This is a genomic window from Paenibacillus sp. FSL H7-0918, assembly GCF_038007025.1.
Classification (GTDB): domain Bacteria; phylum Bacillota; class Bacilli; order Paenibacillales; family Paenibacillaceae; genus Paenibacillus_AQ; species Paenibacillus_AQ odorifer.
Window position 1 is genome coordinate 196,828 of sequence record NZ_JBBOWJ010000005.1, and the last position, 23,858, is coordinate 220,685.

Here is a 23,858-nt window from a genome sequence, read left to right on the forward strand (position 1 = left end):
CTATCACACGTAACCCTCCGTTCATAAAAGTTAAGTCGAGTTTACCACATTCGTTATTTAGTGGCAAATTTCAATTTATGCTCTGGAACATCTCTTGTATTTTAATTACACCCAATAATTCTAAACAATGTTTACATATCATATATGAATTGATATATAGGAGGTGTGATGACATTGCCTGTTCTGTCCACAAACACCATTATTAATTTACCAGTCGACGGTACTCGGCCAATAGATCAAGTAGTGATCAAAGTTGTCAACAATGGATCGGCTGGCGCGTTTTGTTATATTACGGGCTTATCCAATAGTGTCAGTCCCCAGGCCATTTTTGTTGAAGAGTTATTTGAGCTGCAATATCAGGAGACCTTAAGCAAGACCTATGTCATGGTAGAGGATTTATTCCAATTTAATTTTGTATATTCACAGGAGCAGATGAAGATTCAGGTTTTCCTTGTTGATGCGGACGGTGTATGGACGGCCGTTGATCTTGAAGTGTTTCAAGTGAGCCGAATAACTTCGGAAATACGTGATAACGTGACCGTTACATCGACTGACTTTGCAGCAATCAGCTTCATGAGGCGTCCTGGCTTTGCTATTCCACAAGGTCTTGCGGCTGAGATTCGACCGGCAGCTTTAGATGTTATGTCCAAAAGACCTGTGCGATATATGGTCGTTGCAGGCGGGACCCTTGATGGGGCCTTCGAGAATTATCCTACACCGACTACAAATATTCCTGTCACGGACACGGCGCTGCTAGTGAACTATACCTGCACTACGGTCACGGGTGGAAAAGTTATTATGCAAGGTACAGGATCAGGGATTTCTGGGGCGTATGCGAATCTGGCGGTCAATTTACTTAATGAGCGACTCTCATACGAGTTCCATGATGAACCTGTCACATTGGTGGTAAACTCCCTCTCGGGCGGGGACGATCTCGCAGTTACCTTTAAAATGTCCGAGCAATGGTAATTATTCTTGTGAAAAAGGAACATTCGCATTTACGCGAATGTTCCTTTTTGCTAGTCATTTAAGTCACGACGCAAGGTGAAGAGATCTTTCAGAGCCTCTGTGGACAGCTCGGTAATCCAGCCTTCCGAGCTGGAGATCACATTATCGCTGAGCTGCTGTTTATTCTCCAGCATCTCATCAATCCGTTCTTCGAGTGTGCCCAGGGCGATGAATTTATGCACCTGCACATCACGAGTCTGGCCCATGCGGTAAGCGCGGTCAGTTGCTTGATTCTCCACCGCTGGATTCCACCAGCGGTCGAAGTGGAATACGTGATTGGCTGCAGTTAAGTTCAGGCCAACTCCCCCAGCTTTGAGTGAAAGGATGAATACATTCGGCTGATCAGACGGCGATGTGTCTGGGCGTGTAGACCCATCTTCCGCCGAAGGGGCTGGTGTCTGAAACCGCTCGATCATGCGGTCGCGCGCCTGTTTGGAGGTACTTCCGTTCAAATAAAGGACGGGTTCGCCCAGCTCCTGCTGGAGAACCGCCTGAAGCATTTTTCCCATACCCACATATTGAGTAAAAATCAGGCAGCGCTCGTCTTCCGCGCGCAGCTCCTTAACCATGTCCAGCAGTCTTTCCAGTTTGGAGGAACGGTTAATAAGAAAGCTGGTATCCAGTTTATTGTCCGTATCAAGTTCAGGGATAGCTTCTTTTGTCACAAGCATCGGGTGATCGCATAGCTGCTTAAGCCCGGTCAGAGCCCCGAGAATTGCCCCTTTGCGCTCAATGCCTTCCAGCTTCTTCATCCGTTCCAACAGTCCGTTTACGGTTTGATCGTAAAGCGCCGCTTGTTCGGCTGTCAGATGAACATAGGTTTTCATTTCATTTTTATCAGGTAGATCGAGCTGTATATTAGGGTCTTTTTTCTTGCGGCGCAGCATGAAGGGTTTTACTAGATTTTGTAGGTCCGCTGTACGTTTCGCGTCGCGTTCCTTCTCAATAGCATTCGTGAATCGGTCATTAAAAGACTTGGCGCTGCCCAGATAACCTGGGGTTATAAAATCATAAATGGACCACAGCTCGGATAATCTGTTCTCTATCGGCGTCCCTGTTAAGGCGACCCGGTGAAGAGCTGGAAAACTACGTACAGCTGCGGATTGTTTGGTTTGGGCATTTTTGATATTTTGAGCTTCATCCAGGCAGATCGTCGCCCAAGTGAATTCCTTCAGCAGCTCTTGGTCAAGCGCAGCAGTCGCATAAGAGGTCAGTACCACATCGGCTTGCGAAGCTGCGCCATAGAAGAATCCCGCGTCCAGACGGCGGCTTCCGTAATGAAGCATAACATTCAACGAAGGCGCGAAGCGTTGCAGCTCCTTCTGCCAATTGCCTAACACAGAGGTCGGGCAGATGATCAATGAAGGCCAGCCTGGTGGGTCGGTCTGCCGCCGGGCTGAGCTTGCATCCGTGTTTTCTTGGATGTGTAGCAGATAGGCGATGAGCTGTACTGTTTTGCCTAGTCCCATATCATCGGCTAGACAGGCCCCCAGCCCAAAGCGGCGCAGAAAGGTCAGCCAAGCGAATCCTTCATGCTGATAGGTGCGCAGCTCCGCCTTAAGGCCTGTGGGTACGGGCGGCTTAGGCCATTCTGAGCGCTGGCCCAGCTGACCGATAAGGCTGATCAAATGCTCGTTCAGCTCTACCTCCAGACGCAGACGCGCGGCATCTTCTTGCAGCTGCTCTTCCGTAGCTTCAGCGTCTGCCTCTTCACCAGCTCCTAGTAAGTGGAGCTGAAGCACGTCTTGGAAGGACAAGCCTTGCGACTTGTCCATTCCCGCCATGGCTCTTTGGATTTGCGCCAGCAGAGCCGGATCGAGTGAGACCCATTTGCCCTTGAAGCGGACGAGCCGTTCCCCTCTTGCGACCAGCTCGGCAAATTCGGCTTCAGTGAGATCCGCATCGCCGATGGAGATTCGCCAATCGAAATCGATGATCGAATCGAGACCGAACAGCGACTCGCCGCCGCTGCGTTTGTCTTCGCCGGAGCTGATCTTCGCTCGCAGGCGCGGCTTTTTCCGGCTGGCGGCTTCCCACCACGCCGGCAGCAGCACTTGCCAGCCAGCTTCCAGCAGCCGCTGGCTCTCGGCCGTCAAGAACCGCCAGGCGATGGCATCGCTCAGCGGTTCGGCCAGCACATCGCCGCCCGCCGCGAAGCGCTCGGGCGGCAGACTGCCGCGGAGGCGCTCCAGCCATCCCGCGGCCCGTTCATGCACGTGAGCCGACCACGCGGCCGGCCACAAGCCGTACGGCTCGCCGTTATCGGCGAGCCTGATGGGAACAAGCGCGGATTCATCGCGCTTGTCCTGAAGGATCAGCTGCAGCCGCCAATAGGATTCATCCTCATCGGGCTCCAGCAGCTGTAGAGCGGGCCGGAAAGGCGCGGTGTCCGCCTTCCAGCCAATGGCGATAAGCCACGCAGCGGTATCCATGCCCGCTGCAAGTGCTCCGCTTCTATCGAAGAGAAGCGGGAATTCGCTGCGGAGGTCGCCGGCCTCGGCCTCCGTGCTGTAATAGCGCTGCGATACGGCGGCAGAGAACGCCGCACGTAATCCACGGCTAAATTCGCTGCCGCCATTTAGCGCCTCAAGGGCTCCCTTAGCAGTGTCACTGTCCACTGCCACCTGCGCAAGAGCCCCCTCGTCCCAAGTCCATTGCAGCCTCCCGGCGCGGTAGGCGGAGATGTCGGGAATATACTGTTTGTGCTCCAGACATATAGCCAGAAGTGGCGCCAGTTCTGTGAGGTGGGCGGCATCGCCCTCCCAGCTCCATTCGATATGCGCCAAAAGCTTCTGCTCGGCAAAGAAGGGGATGACCTGCTCAGCAGGAAGAATCACTAGCTCCACGCCTTCGCCAGCTGGCTGCACGGTTAACTCCGTACCATAAAAAGACGCCTCATGCCAGGCGAAAAGCCGCTGCTTAAGCTGCAAGCCCGGCACGAGATCTTCGCGCTCATTCATTCCAAATATTAAAGCATCGCCATACTGGCTTAATGCAAGCCGGATGGTTAGCGTGCGTAAATGCATGTTCATGGTATTAGCTTTCCTTTCCGAAGCTCCTCTTGCAGCGCACGGAGCCTGCTATGCCTAATGGCGAAGGCAGTGAGGAAATCTTCCCAGCGTTCTTCTTGTTTCAGCTTTTTATACAGCTTGGATAATCGTTTCAATAATTTCACAGCCGCTTTGTAGCTATGTCTGTTCTTATCCAGCACGAATCTTTCGGCGGCCTGATGGTAAAAGGGCAGCAGAACCTCAGGTGCATTCTTTTCCACCGGTTGGAGGTCTTTGACACGAAATTCGGAGGGCTGTTTACCGATGGACAGCTGATAATCCATCCAGGTCTGCCATTTCTCATAGGTGATTAGCTTCTCTTCATAGACTTCGCCAGAGATAGGTAACATGGTGGCTAGTGTGTCCCACATTTGCAGCTCAGCTTCAGGCAGGTGGCGAACAGCTTCTTCCCAACTGGTTGAATAGCTATTGAGATTATAGAGTCTGCTGCTCAGCAGTGGACCGATCTGAACAAGCCAACCCACCAACCGGGACCAGTCCCCTGCATCCAGCAGCGGAGAGGTGAAGCTCATGAGCTCATCGGGATGGAGACCCGGGCGCTCGGCAGCCTTATTCAGTAAGTCCCAAGCCTTCTGGTCATCCATCAGATAGTAATACATGCGGCTCTGAGCTAACAGCCAAGCATGTTGTGACAGGGAAGCGCCTAATTCACCTTCTGCTTGCTGCAGCTGTTCGATTTCATTCAGGTAAAGCTTAGTTCCACCTGTATTCGGATAAATCCAGTTTCTCCACAGCAGATCATAGCTAAGAGAAAAAGAGGGTTGATCCCGTGAGCGATCCCGCGACTCCGTCAACATCTCGCGCCGTAGATAAGATAAAGTATCGATGACGTATGGCCATAGATCCTGCTCTTGCTCGGGGGACAGCGGAAGTGTCTTTTTTAAAAGACCTGTGATTACTTCCTGTAGCTCTGAGACTGCTACCTGTGTGTAATAACCAAGAGAAGGGGCGTAAGCGGCCTGACCGACGGATTGCGTGGAAGGCTTAGCGAGCTTTTCCAACAGATAAAGATGAGCATGCAGAGTGAACAGCTTCTCCGTTTCCGGAAGCATTTTTGGTTTGAATTTATTAATTGCAGACAAGGCCCGACTCACATATTCAGGATTTCGGGTGGTATGGGCTAGAGGGGAGACACAGAATTCAAAATACTCCCGCCACTCCGTTATTTTCCCGCTAGCGATGTGGTTAGCCATCTCTTTCATTTGCTGCTGACGAGTTGCATCGGCTCCAATAGAAGTACTTGTTGCTGTACTTGATATTTTGGGCAAAAAGGAAGCAGCTTTAGCGTTAGCTAGAACTTGTACAGATCTATTCTGCTGTTCGGCATAATTCAGCAGCACAGCAGCCATATGCTTGCAATGACCTGATACTGGACAATTACAATGACAATTGGTGAAGCCGTCGAGATCAATGGTGACGCGGTAATCCTCTCTACCTTCAACTAGAGCGTTAATCTTACGAGGCTCCGTCATGGTAAACGGCTGCACTCGATTTTGTTTATAATATTGGAACCCCCGCTTGAGGGTAAGATCATCGAAATAATAGGCGACATTTTGGATGAGCTTACTCCACTGCGTATCATCCATAGGATAGGTTGGTTGCATACAATTGGTCTCCTGTAACGAAAATGGTCTTTAGTTGTCTTTCATTATATCACTTCTGCTGGCTTCATCTTTAAATCGTTAAATTTTGATAGATCGTAAGAAAACTCTGTTTAAAAGCTGGCGTGAAGATGATTAGAAGCTAATGGCTTGTATTGAACGGAAGGTCTGAACATATAATAATCGTACTGCAAGTTGGATCATGATTATATAGGTGTCATTTACGAAAGATCAAACAAAGGTCAAAATTGGTCAAATAAATAAAAAGAACTAATTTTGTTGTGGAAAATCAGCTAATTCGCCTGAATTTGAGCGGTAATCGGCTTAAATCGGTTTTGTTATTCCTCGGGTAGGGGACTATAATAAGGTCATAGGTCAAATAAAGTCAAAGTCAATGAGAGGAGAATGGATAATGTTTGATATGGTTCCTTTTGGTAAACGTAGAGATGATGCTTTTGGTGTGCTGGCTAAGTCCTTGAATGATGTTTTTAATGATGATTTTTTTGCACCGATTAAGAGCTCCACGATGTCCTTCAGAACAGATATTCGTGAGAGTGAGCAGGCTTACCTGATTGAAGCTGAACTTCCTGGTTTGAAAAAAGAAGAAATCGACATTGATTATGCCAGTCCTTATTTGACGATTAAAGCGGTACGTAAGGAAGAAAATGCCGAGGAGAACAAGGAACATCAGATTGTACGCAGAGAACGTCGATATGGTGAATATGTGCGCAGATTCTATGTTCAAGATATTGCCGAGGAAGAAATTCGCGCGTCTTTGAAAGATGGAGTGCTGAAGCTGGAAGTTCCCAAACGGCAAAAAATGCAAGGTAAACGCATCGAGATTCAAGACGGAGATTCTAATTCTACGGGTTCGCAGTCTGAATAAGCATAAATTAAGCGGAATGAACTTCCGCTCAGTCTTTTAGAGATGGCAGCGGGCTTTTAATATAGTGTTATGAATAGAAGGCGCATTGTAGTGGAGGATTCCGGCTATGGTGCGTCTTTTCTCGGAGTGCAATGGTGGTCAATATGAGAATAGGGATGGAAAGGAGGAAGCGCGAGTGGCTAGTAAAAGCTATTATGATGCTTTGGGTGTGAGCAAAAAAGCTACTAAACAGGAAATTAAAAAGGCTTATCAGAAGCTTGCCAAGAAGTGGCATCCCGATGTTAACAAAGCCCCTGAGGCAGAGGCGAAATTCAAAGAAGCAGCTGAAGCCTATGAAGTGCTTGGTAATGAGGATAAACGGAAACTCTATGATGAAGAGCTGCTTTATGGAGCTCAACGTGGCAGAGCTAGTGGAGGGGCGGCGAGTGGAGCCTCCTCTTGGGATTCAAACTTTGGTGGAAGTGGAAGCTGGAACGGTGGAACTTATTCAACAGGAGGTTCTGGTATTTCGGAGGAAGATTTATTCGGGATGTTTTTTGGGAATCGGGGCTCGGCGGATCGGGCTGGCTTTGATTTTTTCTCGGGAAGTGGAACGGGACGTGCGAATGGCAATCCGTGGGGCGAGGCCCGTAGTACCATGCAGGCGCAGCTGGATATTACCTTGGAGCAGGCTTATAAAGGCGCTACTGTAAGAGTACAGGTCAGTGACAAAACGGTGGATGTGAACATTCCGCCTAGATCCTATGAGGGTACAATTATTAAAATCGCGGGAAACACTCCGGGTGGCGACGTGCTGCTGGCACTTCATATTCTTCCTCATGATATTTATGAGATTCGCGATGGCGACTTATATGGCATGGTTGAAATCGCTCCTTGGCAAGCGGTATTGGGTGGAGAAGTGAAGGTTCCATTACCGGGGGGCGGCGCCGTGAAATTGAAGATTCCAGCAGGAATTCAGAGCGGCAAAACGCTACGTATCCCCGGCAAGGGCTTAAAACGTGAGAATGGTGCGAACGGCGATATTTTATTTGGAATTGAGATTGTTATCCCTGAACCTATCAGCGAAGCGGAGAAAAATCTCTACCGAAAGCTGGCAGACTCCAGCCCTTTCGAAGCCAGAGCTAAACGTCAAAGCACTGGCACCCAGCGGCAGAAGGCGAAAGTGGGTAATTAATAGATAGGTAGAAGAGGTAGAGGTGAGGTGATTACACTCGTTTGTGATCAACTCTGGTTGGTGAATAAGGTGATTTGAATGCTAGTTGCAGAACAGTAACTTATTTAGCCACTAACTATAAATGAACGTTTCGCTCAAACGGTGAAAGTCGGCACTATGGTGGGAAAAGAGAGTCAAAAGTGCTTTCGAAAGTGCCTTCGAGAGTGCCAAACTGGGATCGATGGTCGAAAAGAAAGGCAAAAATGCCTTAGAAAGCGCTGAATTAAGCTCGATGGTCGAAAAGAAAGGCAAAAATGCCTTCGAAAGTGCCGAATTAGGCTCGATGTGCGAAAAAAGAAGCAAAAATGCCTTAGAAAGTACTGGCGAGGGCTCATTGGTCGAAAAGAGAGGCAAAAATCCCGTAGAATGCGCTGAATGAGGCTCGATGTGCGAAAAGAGAAGCAAAAGTGCCTTAGAAAGCGCCGAAATTGGCTCGATGTGCGAAAAAAGAAGCAAAAATGCCTTAGAAAGTGCCGAATTGGGCACGATGTGCGAAAAGAGAAGCAAAAGTGCCTTAGAAAGCGCTGAAATAGGCTCGATGTGCGAAAAGAGAAGCAAAAGTGCCTTAGAAAGCGCCGAAATTGGCTCGATGTGCGAAAAAAGAAGCAAAAATGCCTTAGAAAGTGCCGGATGGAGATCGTTGGTCGAAAAGAGAAGCAAAAGTGTCTTCGAAAGTGCCGAATGGGGCTCGTAGGTCGAAAAGAACGGTAAAAATCCCGTAGAATGAGCTCAAACCAGCCAGTTACTCGAAATAAGCGGGATAAATCCCACTAAATTAACCTATCCCCGGCCCAAAAGGCCGATTTAATATAATCACTCCTAAATAGAAAGGTGAGAGAGCTATGGATTTCAATAAATTAACTCAAAAGCTGCAGGAAGCAGTAGCTGCGGCGCAGTCGCTGGCATCAGACAGCGGTCATCAGGAGATCGATAATCTCCATCTGTTAAAAGCGTTGCTCCAGCAGCAAGAAGGATTGCTGCCAAGATTGCTGCAAAAGATGAATATCCCTGTGGCTGAGCTGATGCGCAGCACAGATGAACTGCTTCAACGCAAGCCGAGCATCAGCGGGTCAGGAGCAAGCACGGTAAGGCGTTACGCCTCACAATCGCTGATTCATCTGCTGGAGCAGGCGGAGAAGGAAGCGGCGAAGATGCAGGATGAGTTTGTTTCTGTGGAGCATGCGGTGCTGGCCATGGTGTCAGATTCGAGCGGGGAGAATCGTGAGCTAAGGGATCTCTTTGTCCGCCGTGGGCTGACCCGTGAAAAGCTGATGTCGGTGCTTGCTGAGATTCGTGGACATCAGCGGGTAACCAGCCGGGAGCCAGAAGCTACTTATGAGGTGCTGGAGAAATACGGCCGTGATCTTGTAGCAGAGGTTCGCGCGGGCAAGATTGATCCAGTCATTGGTCGTGATGGCGAGATCCGCCGGGTAATCCGGATTTTGTCCCGTAAAACGAAAAATAACCCTGTGCTGATCGGTGAACCAGGTGTAGGGAAAACAGCCATTGTGGAAGGCTTGGCCCACCGGATCGTGCGCAAAGACGTACCAGAGGGGCTGAAGGATAAGACGATTTTTTCACTGGATATGAGTTCACTTGTGGCAGGCGCGAAGTTCCGTGGTGAATTCGAAGAACGCCTGCAGGCGGTATTGAGGGAGGTTCGCGAAAGTAACGGCCGCATTATTCTTTTTATTGATGAGCTGCATACGATTGTGGGCGCAGGTAAAACCGAAGGCTCGATGGATGCGGGCAATATGCTGAAGCCGATGTTGGCCCGGGGTGAGCTGCACTGTATCGGTGCCACAACGCTCGATGAATATCGCAAATATATAGAGAAGGACCCTGCGCTGGAGCGCCGTTTCCAACAGGTGCTCGTGAGCGAACCCGATGTAGAGGATACGATCTCCATTTTGCGTGGTCTGAAGGAGCGGTTTGAAGTTCACCACGGGGTCAAAATCCATGACAGCGCACTGGTAGCCGCAGGGGTATTGTCCAATCGTTATATTACGGATCGATTTTTACCGGATAAGGCGATTGACCTAGTGGACGAGGCTTGCGCCATGATCCGCACAGAGATAGACTCTATGCCGGGTGAGATGGATGAAGTGACCCGCCGCCTGATGCAGATGGAGATTGAAGAAGCAGCGCTAAAAAAAGAAACCGATGACGCCAGCAAACGCCGTCTCGAAATATTGCAGCGCGAGCTCGCTGACCTGAAGGAGAAGCAGCTAGGAATGACGGCGCGCTGGGAGAAAGAGAAGTCGGCCATCCAAGGGATTCGCGACCTCAAAAAACGGCTGGAGCAAGCACGTAAGGATCTGGTCGATGCACAGGAGGAATATGATCTTAATAAGTCAGCCGAACTGAGCTACGGCATTATTCCTGATCTGGAGCGTCAGCTGAAAACAGCGGAAGAAGCGGCACAGCAAGACCAGGATACAAGATTGCTACGTGAGGCTGTTACTGAAGAGGAAATTGCAGATATTGTCTCCCGCTGGACCGGCGTTCCGGTTAGCCGACTGGTAGAAGGTGAGCGGGATAAGCTCCTGCGTCTGGAGGATACGCTGCATGAACGGGTAGTGGGCCAAGACGAAGCTGTCAGCTTGGTGGCCGATGCAGTGCTTCGGGCAAGAGCGGGAATCAAAGATCCGAATCGCCCGATTGGCTCATTCCTGTTCCTTGGCCCGACGGGTGTAGGGAAGACTGAGCTCGCTAAGTCGCTTGCGGTATCTCTGTTTGACCGCGAAGATGGGATGATCCGTATAGATATGTCGGAGTATATGGAAAAGCATAGTGTCTCCCGTCTCGTCGGCGCACCTCCAGGATATGTTGGATATGAGGAAGGCGGGCAGCTCACGGAAGCTGTGCGGCGTCGGCCTTATACTGTAGTGCTGCTCGATGAAGTGGAGAAGGCGCATCCCGATGTGTTTAACATTCTGTTGCAGCTGCTTGATGATGGACGGCTGACTGATTCACAGGGCCGAATGGTTGACTTCAAGAATACAATCATCATTATGACTTCCAATATCGGTTCACCTCATCTGATTCAAGGCACCGATGAAAACGGTCAGCTCACGGAAGCTGCCAAGGATAGAGTGATGAAGGAACTGAGTGGTCATTTCCGTCCAGAGTTCCTGAATCGGGTGGATGACATTGTAATGTTCAAGCCGCTGACACTGGGTGAGATCGAGAAAATTGTGGACAAACTGGTGGATGGATTGCGTCTACGTCTGGCAGAACGGGAGATCGGGCTGGCATTAACTGAATCGGCGGTGCGTTTTATCGCTAAGGAAGGTTTTGATCCTGTGTATGGGGCAAGACCGTTGAAAAGATTTATCCAGCGCAGCTTGGAGACACGTGTGGCGCGTGCGATTATTGCTGGTGAAGCCGCAGAGGGATCAGTTATTCAGGTGGATGAATCCGGCGACGAGCTGACAGTAACCATTCTGAAGCCAGAAGTCGATGGACCAGAGAGTTCTGAATTGAGTTCTGAATAAAAAAAGGGCGTTCACAAAACCCTAATGGTTTTGTGAACGCCCTTTTTATTGTAAGCCTCATTCCACCCAAGGGATTAGATGAGGCCGTTCATCCAAGATGGACATGTACTGCTCTTTCCAGCCGTATTTGCCGTCGGGGTCGAGGAGCATATAACGCAGATATTTTTCCAGCCGGAACTCGGCTTTGGACCAACCGAGATGCTTGAGCCGCAGGTTGCTTAGCTGATGAGACAGCTCGAAGATATTTTCCGGGAACCGCCCACAGTGCTGTGGGGATTCATTCCATACATAGTTGAAGTCTTCTTTATAGCGAAGCAAAAAAGGGCGGTAGTTCAGATGAGAGCGCCAGTAGGTATCCTCCCTGTAATGGTTCGCGTTCCATAAATCGTAAAGGCGGAAGCAGAACAGATCGACCCCATCTGCATACAGCAAGGAATCTATATTTTCTGCAAAGCTGGCTTCAAAGATCTCATCCGCGTCCAGACTCAGAATCCACTCGGGATTTGTCTTTAGGACTTCCTCCCACTGCTGTTTTCGCAGCTCAATTTCATTGCCGAACTTGGATTCGGTATTATGCACGAGATGAACGGGAATGCCTTCAAGTGCTTCCAGACAGACAGCTGCTGTATTGTCGGTGCTGCCGTCATCAATAATGACAGCCTCATCGATATATTTGCGGTGTTCCTCCAGAACCTGTCGCAGGAAGCGCCCGCTTTCATTTTTTACAACCATGGTAAGGGTTAGCTTGGGACGCTTTTTGGTTATAGGAGCAGCTGCAACCTCATTGGAATTTTCCTCGATGGGTGTGGGTGCCGATTCAGCTTTTACCCCTGTTGTTTCTCTGATGAAATCTTCAACTTTGTTCAAATCACTATCTCTGTACAAATGAAGGGCAGGATAATGGGTGTCAACAAATAGCGGAATGCCAAGGGCCGCGGCACGAATGCAGAAATGGCGATCCTCGCCCCAGTATGATATGTTCCGGATCTGATTGTAGCTCACCCCGGCTTTTATCGCATGCTGGCTAATCAAAGTACAAGCGCCGAGACCCCCCACTTCATAGATTCCAGGATTGCGGAGTTTGGCTATGAATTCATGAAATCTGCGGTTGATCTCCTCGGGTTGCAGTTTTTCGCCGGGAAGTATCTCCCACTGATTATATTCGTCATGCATCCAGACCTGCGGCTGAAACATGGTATCTGGCTGCCACTGTGTCCAAAATACCTCTGAAATAATATCTCTGTTCGTCCCTATTAGATGTCTTAGCGTATCGGGGTGGAGGATGAGGTCTGAGTCGATCAGGAACAGGTAGTCGTAGTTCAGGGTTTGCGCTCGGTTAATCATGAGGTTTTTGAAGTTGGCGACTTTCCAGACTAAATCAGAATTCCAATAGTGAGTCGTATCATTGCGGATGTACACATCGTTAAAGCCGGAGCTTTGAATAAAAATATGCTCGCCCTTGCTTTTAAATTCCTGGAGCAGCCGGCTGGATTCCTCATCATCATTGTCATCAATCAGATGGAAATCCAGTTCGATTTGCTCGATATTCAAGCGCAGCAGGGAATTCAGAAATTCCCGTAATACATTGGGCTTTTGATGGATCGGGCTGCCGATTAATACGCGTGTCTTATTCATTGCGGCCTCCTTGGGGGACTCTCCCTTTCTTCCGAGAGGTATAGGTATGTTCTCAATATATTTACAGTGAGAGAGTAATAATCCTTATTTCGCAAAGTTCTTATAGTAAATGAGAAATGAGAGTTGGATAAATTGAACTTTTTAGATATATTAATTTTGATGAATCTGCTGTACAATTACCGGATAATTAGATAAGAATGCAGCCAGATGAGCACAGGAATGAGACTATGGATAAATCACCACTAAAAGTTCAGTAGTTAATCAATCTGTTACTGGCCATGAATCCTCGTGCGGATGTGTTCTGGGATGATGGAAAGGGTGAATACCGACCTCTGCTGAATGAGGATGCTGAGGAAATTGATTGCACCGGAAGAGACAGCTAAGACTGAAGCTCATATTGGTGGCTGAACAGAGTTTGATTATTGCGACCCTTGGCATACTGTATTCGGAAGAGTCATTTCAGGTATGGACCCTGTGGATACTTTAAGGCGTGGGGATGTCATGAAAAAGGTCGAAATTATCAGTTCCCTCAATATTACATTAATGTGAAATGCTATCCATTGTAATTCCTAGTATCCCGATATACAATATAAAAAACAAACAAAGACAATATAGACACGGGGGAGAAACTTATGCGTAGAGGATTATCTGGAGTTATTACTTTGGTTTTGTTAACATTTTTGATTAGCGCGTGCTCCGGGGGAAATAACGCCGCTTCCACAAATACAAATCAGACGCCTACGGCTACTGAAGGATCGACAGCAAGCACTGAACCAAAAGATGGCGGCAACTTAATTATTGGGGTCGCTGCAGATCCTGTCATTCTAAATCCGAACTATGCAGGTGATCGTGTCAGTCTGACGATTGACCAAGCGCTCTACGCGCCATTGTTCCAAGTGAATAACGGAGAGAAGACCTTCTACTTGGCAGACAGCCTGACACTTTCCGAAGATAACCTGACCTATACATTGAAACTGAAAAGTGGACTAACTTGGCATGACGGAGAAAAGCTTACAGCTGACGATGTCGTGTTCACGATTGATAGCATCCTCGATGAGAAGCAAAACAGCATGCTGAGAGCGAACTTATTCATCGGTGATAAACCCGTTAAGGCAGTTAAGGTGGATGATCTGACTGTAGAGTTCAAGCTTCCGCAGGTCAGCCCAGCTTTTGAAGCTACACTAGTGCAAGTATTTCCGATTCCAAAGCATATTTTTGAGAATGAGACGGATCTAGAGAAAAGCACCAAGAATGCTGCTCCGGTTGGATCTGGCCCATTTAAATTTAAAGAATACAAAGCAGGCGAATATGTTACACTCGAGAGATTTGATAACTACTTTGGCGGCAAACCACATCTTGATTCTATAACGTACCGGATTGCTAAAGATACGAATGCTGCGAATCTCGCACTTCAGAATGGTGAGATCAACATTAAGTATCTAGATCCACAGGATGTTGGAACGATTGAGGCTTCGAACAATTTCGAAATCCTGCCTTATAGTGAAGGCCGATTGTCCTACCTGTTGTTCAATGCAAACAGTGATAGAGGTGCTCTTGCTAAAAAAGAAGTTCGTCAAGCCTTGTCTTTAGCCCTAAATCGTGATGAAATCATTCAGGCTGCTTATACTTCTAATGAGTATGCAGACCCGGCGAAGTCCTTTTTGACTCCGGATGCATTGTTCTATACTGATGACGTACCTTCTTTTGATAATGATGTAGAAAAAGCCAAAGAGCTTCTGCAATCGGCAGGGGTTAGCGATCTGAAATTGAGATTGATTGTATCGAGCGGTAATAAAGCTCAGGAAGCCATTTCACTATACGTGCAGCAAAAGCTAAAGGCCATTGGCGCTGAAGTTGAACTGCAAAATATGGATGCCTCGGCATATGGCCAGAAATTCAGTGATATGAATTCAACAGATTTTGAACTTGCGATTGCAGGTTATATTATGGGTTACGATCCTGATGCTTACAGAATTTTGTATACTTCTACTGCAGACTCTAACTACTCGCATTATAATAATGCTGAAGTCGATAAGTTGTTCAATGATGGTGCAGGAGAAGCAGATGTAACTAAACGTGGTGAGATCTATAAGAAGATCCAAGAGATCATTGCTGACGATGCACCGATTTATCCAATTGCTAATACTAAGACTATTGTAGCTGTCTCCAAGAACTACGGTGGTCTAGAAGAAGCAGTCTTGAAGCCTGTCGTTATTTTTGAAGATTTATCGAAAATCTACCTTAAATAAGAACGGGAAAAAATAAGCTGGTCAATCCAGCTTATTTTTTTACCGATATAGAACTGGGAGAATATACGTATGAGACAACTTATCGTCCGAAGATTACTGCAAACCCTGCCGATGCTGTTTTTTGTCTCGGTTGTGTGCTTTGCGATGATTAAGCTGGCTCCGGGGGATCCGGTACTATCCTTCGTTACGCCGAATATGCACGCGGATGATATTGAGCGCATCCGGCATAACCTTGGGCTGGATAAGCCAGCCTACATTCAATATTTTATATGGATCAAAGAAGTACTGCAGGGCAATTTCGGTTATTCCCTTGTGAATCATCAGCCTGTATTGGAGCAAATTCTAGAACGTTTACCTGCAACAGCAGGTTTGATGGGCAGTGCAATCGGCTTAGCCGTTCTGTTGGCGATCCCGATGGGTCTGCTTGCTGGAGCTAACCGGAACCGCTGGGTGGATAAACTAATTAATTTTTTATCCTATATCGGAATTTCAGTGCCTTTATTTTGGCTGGCCATCTTACTTATGTACTTATTCGCAATTAAGCTGCACCTGCTGCCTATAATGGGGATGCGAACCATTGGTGTGGAATCAGCGGTTGATGTATTGAAGCATGGTATTTTGCCTTGCGCCGTATTGGCGTTTGGATTTCTGGCCGGTTACGTACGATACATCCGCTCTAGTACGATTGGACAGCTAAAAGAAGAATATGTGCAGATTCAATATGCTTTTGGATCCAGCAAGACAACGATTCTGTTCCGTCACGTGCTTAAGCATGTACTGTTGCCAGTAATTACATTGCTCGGGATGTCGATGGGTGATCTGGTGGCGGGTGCAATTGTAACGGAGACGGTATTTTCATGGCCGGGTATTGGCTCTTTAGGGATGACTGCGGTTAAAGGGATGGATTATCCCGTAATTATGGGAATAACTTTGTTCTCTTCTTTAATGCTGATCATCGGCAATCTGGTCGCGGATATTCTATATAGCTTCGTGGACCCACGAATTAAATTAACGAGGTGACCTCATGAATCGCAGTAAATGGAAAAGTGTTGGAGATGAGCTATTTACGAATAAATTGGGTGTCGCAGCCCTCATTACTTTAATCGTCTTCACACTAGGCTCTATATTTGCTTTTTTATCCGGACATGATCCGAATGCAATGGATGTTTTGGCACGTTTGAAGGCACCCGGGGCGGATCATTGGTTTGGTACGGATGATTACGGCCGGGATTATTTTGCCCGAGCTTTGTATGGTGGCCGGGTATCTTTGCTAGTTGGTTTTGCTTCAATGATCATTGCCACGGGTATAGGTGTGACGGTGGGCGTAATCAGTGGATATTTTGGCGGATGGATTGATAATCTATTGATGCGGATGCTTGATGTAGTGATGTCCATTCCATCTTTCCTTGTGCTGCTGCTGCTCAGCGTATTTTTGAAGCCGAGTGTAGGAAACATCATTTTAATCATTGCTCTATTAATGTGGATGAACATTGCCCGTGTGATTCGTGCGGAGACGATGACGATTAAAGAACGGGAATATGTACTGTATGCAAAAGCTTCCGGCCAGAGCAACTTCGGAATTATTTGGCGTCATATTCTTCCGGGGCTAGTACCTGTTGTGATTGTAGGTGCGACGAATAATATCGCTTCCGCGATTATGATGGAGTCGTCCCTAAGCTTTCTTGGGTTCGGGGTACAACCTCCGAATGCCACTTGGGGCAGTATGCTTAACAATGCGCAGGGATATATCGCTCAGGCACCTTATTTGGCATTGTTCCCGGGGTTATTGATACTATTAACGGTTCTGAGCTTTAATGTTCTGGGCGATATTTTGCGGGTTGGCTTTGAACCGAAGCTGATCCGAAGATAGGAGTGTGAAGACATCATGACGGAACGGCTATTGTCTGTTGAGAATTTGAAGGTTTCCTTCCAAACTCGGGATGGAGAGAATCAGGCAGTTCGTGGCGTTAGCTTTCATATAGATGCTGGAGAAACGGTAGGGATTGTTGGTGAATCCGGAAGCGGGAAAAGTGTAACTGCGAAGGCGATTATGTCGTTGATTACACCTCCGGGTAAAATTATCGCTGGAAATATTAATTTTCGTGGTGACAATTTATCTAACCTTTCGGAAAAAGAGTGGAGAAAACTGCGCGGTAACCGCATAGCGATGGTGTTTCAGGACCCCATGACTTCTCTTAATCCTGTGAAAAAAATCGGCCAGCAGCTTACGGAGGTCATCCGGCGGCATCGCGGCTTAAATAAGGAAGCAGCGTTTAAAGAGGCAGCAAGTATCCTGCGGCAGGTGGGCATTAATAATCCTGAGCAGCGGCTGCAGCAGTATCCGCATGAATTCAGCGGCGGGATGCGGCAGCGGGTCATGATCGCTATGGCTCTTTCCTGCCAGCCAGAGCTATTGATTGCGGATGAGCCGACAACTGCGCTTGATGTAACAATACAGGCCCAAATTCTTGATCTTTTTAAAGAGCTAAAAAATAATACCAGTACAGCTATAGCGCTGATCACTCATGATTTGGGTGTGGTGGCTCAGGTATGTACACGGGTTATCGTAATGTATGGTGGACTAGTGATGGAGGAAGGTACGGTGGAGGATATTTTTTATCGCCCACAGCATCCTTACACGAAAGGTCTGCTTCGCTCCATTCCGAAACGTGACGGCAAATCGCGTGAACGTCTAATTCCAATCGAAGGCACACCTCCGGATTTGTTGAATCCTCCTTCTGGCTGTCCCTTTATGGAACGTTGCCCTAATGCTTTTGCCCGTTGCAGCGAACGTCCTCCGGTAATCGAATTATCGCCCGGTCACCGTTCGATGTGCTGGTTAGCAGATGGCGTGCAGGAGACTCCAGCCGTAGCTGGCGTTGAAGGGAGCGGTTCGGTTGAGTGACAATAAGATTCTAGTGGACGTAAATAATCTCAAAAAACATTTCTCCAAAGGCAAGGATATGTGGGGACGCGATACATCGGTGCTTAAGGCAGTAGATGGCGTAAGCTTTCAGATTCGTCAGGGAGAGACCTTTGGGCTGGTTGGAGAGTCGGGAAGCGGCAAGTCCACGGTTGGACGCTGCTTGCTGCGCTTATATGACTACACAGACGGTGAAGTGTCTTTTGACGGGCAGCCGCTGAGCAAGCTTGGAGAGAAGCAGCTAAAACCTTTTCGCAGACGCATTCAGTCGATCTTCCAAGATCCCTATTCATCACTTAATCCAAGCTTAAGTGTGCTTGATCTGATCAGTGAACCGATGAAAATCCACGGCATCCACGAAGGTGAAGAACGCAAAGAAGCTGTTGCGGCATTGCTGGAAAAGGTAGGTTTAAAAAGAGAACATCTCTACCGCTTCCCGCATGAATTCAGCGGTGGCCAACGCCAGCGGATTTCGATTGCCAGAGCATTGTCCGTAAGACCTGAATTTGTTGTGTGTGATGAACCGATCTCAGCGCTGGACGTGTCTGTCCAGGCTCAGGTAGTGAACATGCTGGAGGATTTGCAGTCCGAATTCGGCTTGACCTATCTCTTTGTCGCACATGATCTGTCGATGGTACGGCATATTTCTGACCGGATCGGCGTGATGTATGGCGGTCGTCTAGTGGAGGTAGCCGAAAGTGATGAGCTGTACGAGAATCCTATTCATCCTTATACAAAGGCGCTGCTGTCTTCCATCTTGGAGACGGATCCCCGGCGGGCCAATCAGAGAATTATTTTAGACGGATATTCGCAAGAGTATGGCAGAGCTGAGACTTCCACACTAGAGGAAGTAAGTCCGGGCCATTATGTTGCTTATGATTTTACGGTATGATTAGACTCTATATATAGATTGGGAGGGATCAGAATGTCAGAGAACTTAAACCGGGTAAAGTTATCCCAGTGGGATGCGTTATTGGTGGAATCACTCCGCTCCTTGGGGTGGTCTGATGAGGATATTCTTCGTAAAGTGGCAGAGGGCGATTTGCCCGTTGACAAGAGCGAATACCAATTTGATTATAAGCAGCTGACTACGTTGCAGTCAGAGCAGCCGGAGTTGTTCGGGCAAGCGGTGAAGACAGGCTATCAGATTAAATACAACACGATTCGTGGGATTCGCAGCTGGATATGGGTAGCTCTGGGCAAAGAAGCGGCTCTGGAGCTTGAGGAAGGTAAGGAAGCCGCTGAGGTGGCTTTAACCTTGGCCGAGAAGGAACGTTTGGCTTCTGTGTTATCCTTCGGTTGGCAGATCGAGAGCGATACGAAGGCAGCGGTTGGAGATACAGCTGTCTACCGGATTGCACCGATTGGACGTTAAGCTGAATATCTACAGTAAAAAACGATTGTTGCGGGGAAGGACTCCCTGTGCACAATCGTTTTTTTGTTATATTTCTCGCTTAAATGCTTATCTTTAATATACGCTTACCGCTGGGTAAAATACCTCATAGTGTGCAGCCTCAATCCAGCTTCCTGTCTTAAAATCTCTGCCCCGGACAAGCACTTTATCGCTATACACTTCTACATAGAAGCCTTGGCTGCCCTCTTTATGTTTATCTTCATTAGTCCAAAGATAGGCGACAGAAGCAGCATTAAACATCGTTGCGATCTCTCCATCGCCAGGGAACATAGTGTTGTCTACCTCCAGCTCCCAATGGGTATGTCCAGTGAATAACAAGGTCTGAGGGTATCTCGACAGGATTTCTTTTAATTCCTTATCTTGTGTGACACCATACCAATCTTGCGATTCCAGCGATCCGGCTACGGTGTCTTTAAGCGGTTGATGCAGGAAGAGAAAGATAGGCTGATCTGGTGAAGCTTGTTCTCCAAGCTTATGCTCCAGCCAATCAAGCTGTTCAGAAGAAAGATCACAGAATTTGGGCAATCCTTGTTCTGTCCCTAGCATAATAAAATGATAGCCATTGACCCAGTGATCATGATAGGGTCCGGACATTCCGGTCTGTGACGTATACATTCCTAAACGTGATTCCCAATTTCCGAGGCCCACATCATGATTGCCTAAGGTAAAGGTAATCCCGGGCAGTTCGGTTTTGTATTGTTTGAGGATACGAAGCATTTCTTCGTATTCAGCAGGGAAGCCGTGGTCTGTGACATCACCGATATGCATAATCCCGCTGCTGCCTTCCCCATGCGCTGCTATATCACGGAGAGCCAGCTCGAAGTTAAGATTGTACTCATGATTGCGGTCAGCAGTGACATGGGTATCCGTAATGATCTGAAAGGTGATAACTGGTTTATCTTCAGGTGATGTGTTCGTACTCATGTTTGGGCATCCTCCTTCATCTATGAACCTATCCAATACTGTTGCTGTTCGCTAATGCGTCTTGCCGCTAATATTCAGTCCTATGATCCCGACAATGATGACGGCTATCCAAAGTAGTGAGGATAGGGTTAGCTTTTCTTCAAAGAACAGGGTTCCTATGAAGGAAATCAGGATGATTCCCGCTCCTGACCATATCGCATAAGCTACGCCTACCTTAATAGAGGTGAGAGCATAATTCAGGGAGGTGAAGCTGGCTCCATAGAACAGGAACATAAGCACGGAAGGCCAGAGCTGGGTGAACCCTTGAGATATTTTCATTGAGAGGGTCCCTGAGAGTTCGAACACAATAGCCAGCGCCAGAAACATCCATGCCCATATTCCTTCTATTCTCACAGGGGAGTAACCTCAATTCTGAGCTCAGCATAAGATTGTACAATGAGATCTGCATCCGGGAGAATATGTGTTGAAGCACTAGTACCGTCGCTTTCTGCTAGGCCGATAGCTACCTGTACACCCGCTGCTTTAGCCATTCGCATATCCCCGTTAGTATCGCCGATAACCGCTGTGTACGCGGGTTCCACGGCTAACCTTTTGCAGGCAAGCTGCACCATGTCGGGGAAAGGTTTACCCTGATCCACAAGATCTGTTCCAATTACCTCGGAGAAATAATGCCGTATGCCCAGCCATTGGAGATGTTTGTCTGCGGCCTCTGTTTCATCTGCGGTCACCACGGCGAGAGGAATGCCTGCACTCACACACTCATCAAGAAAACGATGAAGTCCCGGAAGGGAGTGAACGGGGCGTTTCTCTTCTAACCTAACATCCGCTTCGAGACGGCATTGATGGACAAGCTCCATGGACTCCGCCCAAGATAAACCTTGCAGATAACCCTGCCATGACAGAATGGCATAAAGATCACTCATAGTCCCCATAGCCAGCGGTCCGTTGCGATCATAATCGGTAATGCTCCCCTGGGCATTGTGTACAGTTCCCATTAATGCAGGGAGCTGCTCTTCTGCAATCTGTAGTCCTTTTTCCTTCATATACTTCGTGAATCTCTCTAAAAAACATTCGCCCCAGCTGCCCCAGAGGGATACGAACTGGAGCAGCGTACCATCCTTATCGAATAGAATAGCTGCTACAGCATATCTGCCTTGTGGAGTGATGAGCTCAGACATGAAGTCCACCGCCCTTTATTTTAATTTATCAAGCGCTGCTTGTGCCGTTTCTTGTGCTTCCTTAAGTGCTTGTGCTGCTGGGATATTCTCAATCTGCACCTTATCTGCGGCGATTGTCAACGCATCGTTAATTTTGCCGCCAGTTGGGTCTTGGAAAGGTGCAGAACCATGAGAAGCTTGCATCAATGGAACCTTAATCTGTGGATTGCTTTCGCTGAATGACACAAACGCCGGGTCTTGCAATGCGGATTGGCGCACCGAAATATATCCCGTATTAATGGACCAGGACGCAGTATTCTCAGCATTCGTGAAGTAGGTTAGCCATTTCATAGCTGCTTCCTTTTCACTGTCGCTGGCTTTGGATAGAATGCCGGCCATAAGGGCTTGGGCTACGGGTTTGCCCTCACCGATCCCTGCCCAGCCTGGCTGCTCCATAGCCGAAACAATGCTGAAGTCCAAGTCGCCCTGATCGCCGCTGGAGCCAGTGTAGCCTGCGGCTTGACCCTTCATTACATCGTCAATCGTCTTGTACCAATACTCCCAGCCTTGACCGCCGGAATGAATCCGCATGATCTTATCCTCGTGAATCCACTTGCGGAACAAATCCCAGGTTTCAATCCACTCTTTAGAGTCGACCATAACTTGTTTTCCATCCTCACTAAGGATAGTGCCTCCTTTGCTGAGTACGGCATCAATCATGTTCCCTGAACCCCACATAGGCTCCCAACCATAAAAGGTGGTTTTGCCGCCGTCCTTCACTGTCATTTTCGCAGCTGCGGCAGCCAGATCTTCCCAAGTATTTAATGTGCTCGCATCAATTCCATTCTTCTCAAAAACATCTTTGTGGTAGTACATGACCTGCGTTGTTCCATACATCGGCAGGAAGTATTGCTTACCATCAACCTGGCCCTGATTTAGAAAGGTTTGGACAAAATCCTCTTTATTAAAATCTGGCTGCAGTGCCATAAGCTCGTCTATCGGAGCGAAATATCCTTTACGGGCCCAATCTACATTGGAGGAGAGAGCAGCCGCAGGTACTTTTCCTGTAGCGATAGCTGCTTGCAGCTTCTGTTCGGTTTCCGTGTAGTCTGCCTGCGCGATACCTTTGACGATGACCTCTTGCTGAGAGGTATTAAATTTCTGAATCAGTGCCTCCATATTCTCACCAAGCTTGCCGCCGAGACCATACCAGAATTCAATTGTTACCGGTGCATTTTGTGTGGGCGCAGCCTCTGTGGAGGGGGAGGAAGAAGCTCCATTCGCCGCTGTAACATTGCCTGTATTCGCATTTCCTCCGCAAGCTGTTAACATTGTAAATCCGGCAACTAAAGACAGGGTGGACAGTCTCTTCAATACGTTCATCATCATTCTCCTCTTATTAAAATAGAATTGTTAGCTTATCCTTTGCTGGAACCAGCGGTCATATTGACACTTTGCATGATCGTTTTCTGAGCTAGTAGAAATACTAGCAGCAACGGGGCGATGGTGAATGCGCTAGCGGCCATGATCAGCGGCCATTTTAATCCGTAGGCACCTCCTTGAGTAAAGAAACTACGCAGACCCGCCGAGACTAGCTGTAGATTCGGGTCTTTGGTGATCAGCATCGGCCAGAAATAGTTATTGTACTGATCAATGAAGGTGATCAGGGCTAGCACAGCAAAGGAAGAACGTGTAATGGGGACAAGAATGGTCCACAGAATCCGCATATGTGAGGAACCGTCCACTTCTCCAGCCTCCACCAGCTCATGGGGAACCTGAAGGAAGGCTTGGCGAATTAGAAAGATGGAGAAGACACTTACACAGTTGGATAGAATTAATCCGGCATATGAATCCAGTAGATGGAGCTGGGACAATACCAAATATCCGGGAAGATAAACAGCGGTGGCTGGAACCATATAGCCGAAAAGAATAACGCCTGAGAACAGCCCTCTGAAGCGGAATTTCATATGCGTAAGCGCATAGGCCATCATCCCGGAATTTATGACCTGCAGAATAACAATCGACACAGCGACAAATATGCTATTGCCCATATATCTGAAGAAAGGGGCTTCGTGCCAGGCGGCTGAAAAATTACTCCACAGCGCATCCTTAGGCCAGATTGTGGGCGGAGACTGCCAGATTTCATCATTGGTTTTTAAGGCGCTGGTGACCATCCAATAGAAGGGGAAGGCCATGATCAGTGCAATAGCTGTAAAAAATAGATGGCGGGTCAGCTTGCCCACGCGTACGATCGTTGCATTCATCAGTCGTTCTCCTTTA

The 23,858-nt window shown here is 48.0% G+C and carries 20 protein-coding genes and 1 pseudogene; 13 read left to right on the forward strand and 8 right to left on the reverse strand.

Annotated elements, in window-relative coordinates:
- The first annotated feature begins 168 nt into the window (after positions 1-168).
- Complete coding sequence (locus MHI15_RS28325) at positions 169-969, forward strand: hypothetical protein (protein ID WP_076126993.1); 801 nt, start codon at positions 169-171, stop codon at positions 967-969.
- Positions 970-1,019: 50 nt separating this feature from the next.
- Here MHI15_RS28325 and MHI15_RS28330 read toward each other — a convergent pair whose 3' ends face one another.
- The gene (locus MHI15_RS28330) at positions 1,020-4,040 is read right to left on the reverse strand and encodes a DEAD/DEAH box helicase (RefSeq protein ID WP_076307980.1); all 3,021 of its coding nucleotides are present in this window, start codon (positions 4,038-4,040) and stop codon (positions 1,020-1,022) included.
- A complete protein-coding gene (locus MHI15_RS28335; protein WP_341165164.1) occupies positions 4,037-5,683 on the reverse strand; it encodes an SWIM zinc finger family protein in 1,647 nt (548 codons plus the stop codon). The genes MHI15_RS28330 and MHI15_RS28335 overlap by 4 nt, the downstream gene beginning before the upstream one ends.
- Before the next feature lie 409 nt (positions 5,684-6,092).
- Between MHI15_RS28335 and MHI15_RS28340 the strand changes: the two genes are divergently transcribed.
- The 5 genes from MHI15_RS28340 (at position 6,093) to clpB (ending at position 11,276) form a co-directional block, all read left to right on the forward strand.
- Positions 6,093-6,566 carry an Hsp20/alpha crystallin family protein gene (locus MHI15_RS28340; protein WP_076186194.1) on the forward strand — a complete coding sequence of 158 codons (474 nt, stop codon included), beginning with the start codon at positions 6,093-6,095 and terminating at the stop codon, positions 6,564-6,566.
- 175 nt (positions 6,567-6,741) lie between these two features.
- Positions 6,742-7,740, forward strand: coding sequence for a DnaJ C-terminal domain-containing protein (locus tag MHI15_RS28345; protein ID WP_175618984.1), 999 nt, complete (start codon positions 6,742-6,744; stop codon positions 7,738-7,740).
- Between the two features lie 220 nt (positions 7,741-7,960).
- On the forward strand, positions 7,961-8,158 hold the full coding sequence (locus MHI15_RS28350; RefSeq protein WP_341165165.1) for a hypothetical protein: 198 nt from the start codon (positions 7,961-7,963) through the stop codon (positions 8,156-8,158).
- Between the two features lie 6 nt (positions 8,159-8,164).
- Positions 8,165-8,473: a hypothetical protein gene (locus MHI15_RS28355; RefSeq protein ID WP_339245786.1), complete on the forward strand. Its 309-nt coding sequence runs from the start codon at positions 8,165-8,167 to the stop codon at positions 8,471-8,473.
- 148 nt (positions 8,474-8,621) lie between these two features.
- A complete protein-coding gene (gene clpB / locus MHI15_RS28360) occupies positions 8,622-11,276 on the forward strand; it encodes an ATP-dependent chaperone ClpB (RefSeq protein WP_341165166.1) in 2,655 nt (884 codons plus the stop codon).
- Positions 11,277-11,333: 57 nt separating this feature from the next.
- Here the strand turns inward: clpB and MHI15_RS28365 are convergent, their stop codons facing one another.
- A complete protein-coding gene (locus MHI15_RS28365; RefSeq protein ID WP_341165167.1) occupies positions 11,334-12,911 on the reverse strand; it encodes a glycosyltransferase family 2 protein in 1,578 nt (525 codons plus the stop codon).
- 435 nt (positions 12,912-13,346) lie between these two features.
- On the opposite strand from MHI15_RS28365, the pseudogene MHI15_RS28370 reads away from it, so the two are divergent.
- The 7 genes and pseudogenes from MHI15_RS28370 to MHI15_RS28400 all read left to right on the forward strand — a co-directional run.
- Positions 13,347-13,460, forward strand: a pseudogene (locus MHI15_RS28370) (peptidylprolyl isomerase); the annotation flags it as partial.
- An 83-nt stretch (positions 13,461-13,543) separates the two neighbouring features.
- Positions 13,544-15,160: an ABC transporter substrate-binding protein gene (locus MHI15_RS28375; RefSeq protein WP_076219020.1), complete on the forward strand. Its 1,617-nt coding sequence runs from the start codon at positions 13,544-13,546 to the stop codon at positions 15,158-15,160.
- Between the two features lie 69 nt (positions 15,161-15,229).
- Positions 15,230-16,180, forward strand: a complete 951-nt coding sequence (locus tag MHI15_RS28380; RefSeq protein WP_036687292.1) for an ABC transporter permease — start codon at positions 15,230-15,232, stop codon at positions 16,178-16,180.
- 4 nt (positions 16,181-16,184) lie between these two features.
- Positions 16,185-17,030, forward strand: a complete 846-nt coding sequence (locus tag MHI15_RS28385) for an ABC transporter permease (RefSeq protein ID WP_036687295.1) — start codon at positions 16,185-16,187, stop codon at positions 17,028-17,030.
- A 15-nt stretch (positions 17,031-17,045) separates the two neighbouring features.
- Positions 17,046-18,065, forward strand: a complete 1,020-nt coding sequence (locus MHI15_RS28390) for an ABC transporter ATP-binding protein (RefSeq protein WP_076127008.1) — start codon at positions 17,046-17,048, stop codon at positions 18,063-18,065.
- Positions 18,058-18,975: an ABC transporter ATP-binding protein gene (locus tag MHI15_RS28395; RefSeq protein WP_303047204.1), complete on the forward strand. Its 918-nt coding sequence runs from the start codon at positions 18,058-18,060 to the stop codon at positions 18,973-18,975. Before MHI15_RS28390 ends, MHI15_RS28395 begins: the two co-directional genes overlap by 8 nt.
- 33 nt (positions 18,976-19,008) lie before the next feature.
- Positions 19,009-19,458 (forward strand): hypothetical protein, encoded by a 450-nt coding sequence (locus tag MHI15_RS28400; RefSeq protein WP_076192528.1) that lies wholly within the window; start codon positions 19,009-19,011, stop codon positions 19,456-19,458.
- A gap of 93 nt (positions 19,459-19,551) precedes the next feature.
- Here MHI15_RS28400 and MHI15_RS28405 read toward each other — a convergent pair whose 3' ends face one another.
- Genes MHI15_RS28405 through MHI15_RS28425 form a run of 5 tightly spaced genes read right to left on the reverse strand, consistent with a single transcriptional unit; the run spans position 19,552 to position 23,842 of the window.
- Positions 19,552-20,421, reverse strand: a complete 870-nt coding sequence (locus tag MHI15_RS28405; protein WP_076186180.1) for a metallophosphoesterase family protein — start codon at positions 20,419-20,421, stop codon at positions 19,552-19,554.
- A 51-nt stretch (positions 20,422-20,472) separates the two neighbouring features.
- Positions 20,473-20,814: a DMT family transporter gene (locus MHI15_RS28410; RefSeq protein ID WP_248549163.1), complete on the reverse strand. Its 342-nt coding sequence runs from the start codon at positions 20,812-20,814 to the stop codon at positions 20,473-20,475.
- Positions 20,811-21,599: an HAD family hydrolase gene (locus MHI15_RS28415; RefSeq protein WP_076192524.1), complete on the reverse strand. Its 789-nt coding sequence runs from the start codon at positions 21,597-21,599 to the stop codon at positions 20,811-20,813. The genes MHI15_RS28410 and MHI15_RS28415 overlap by 4 nt, the downstream gene beginning before the upstream one ends.
- A gap of 15 nt (positions 21,600-21,614) precedes the next feature.
- Positions 21,615-22,961 carry an ABC transporter substrate-binding protein gene (locus MHI15_RS28420; RefSeq protein ID WP_081386373.1) on the reverse strand — a complete coding sequence of 449 codons (1,347 nt, stop codon included), beginning with the start codon at positions 22,959-22,961 and terminating at the stop codon, positions 21,615-21,617.
- A 35-nt stretch (positions 22,962-22,996) separates the two neighbouring features.
- A complete protein-coding gene (locus tag MHI15_RS28425) occupies positions 22,997-23,842 on the reverse strand; it encodes a carbohydrate ABC transporter permease (protein WP_076127021.1) in 846 nt (281 codons plus the stop codon).
- Positions 23,843-23,858: the final 16 nt, after the last annotated feature.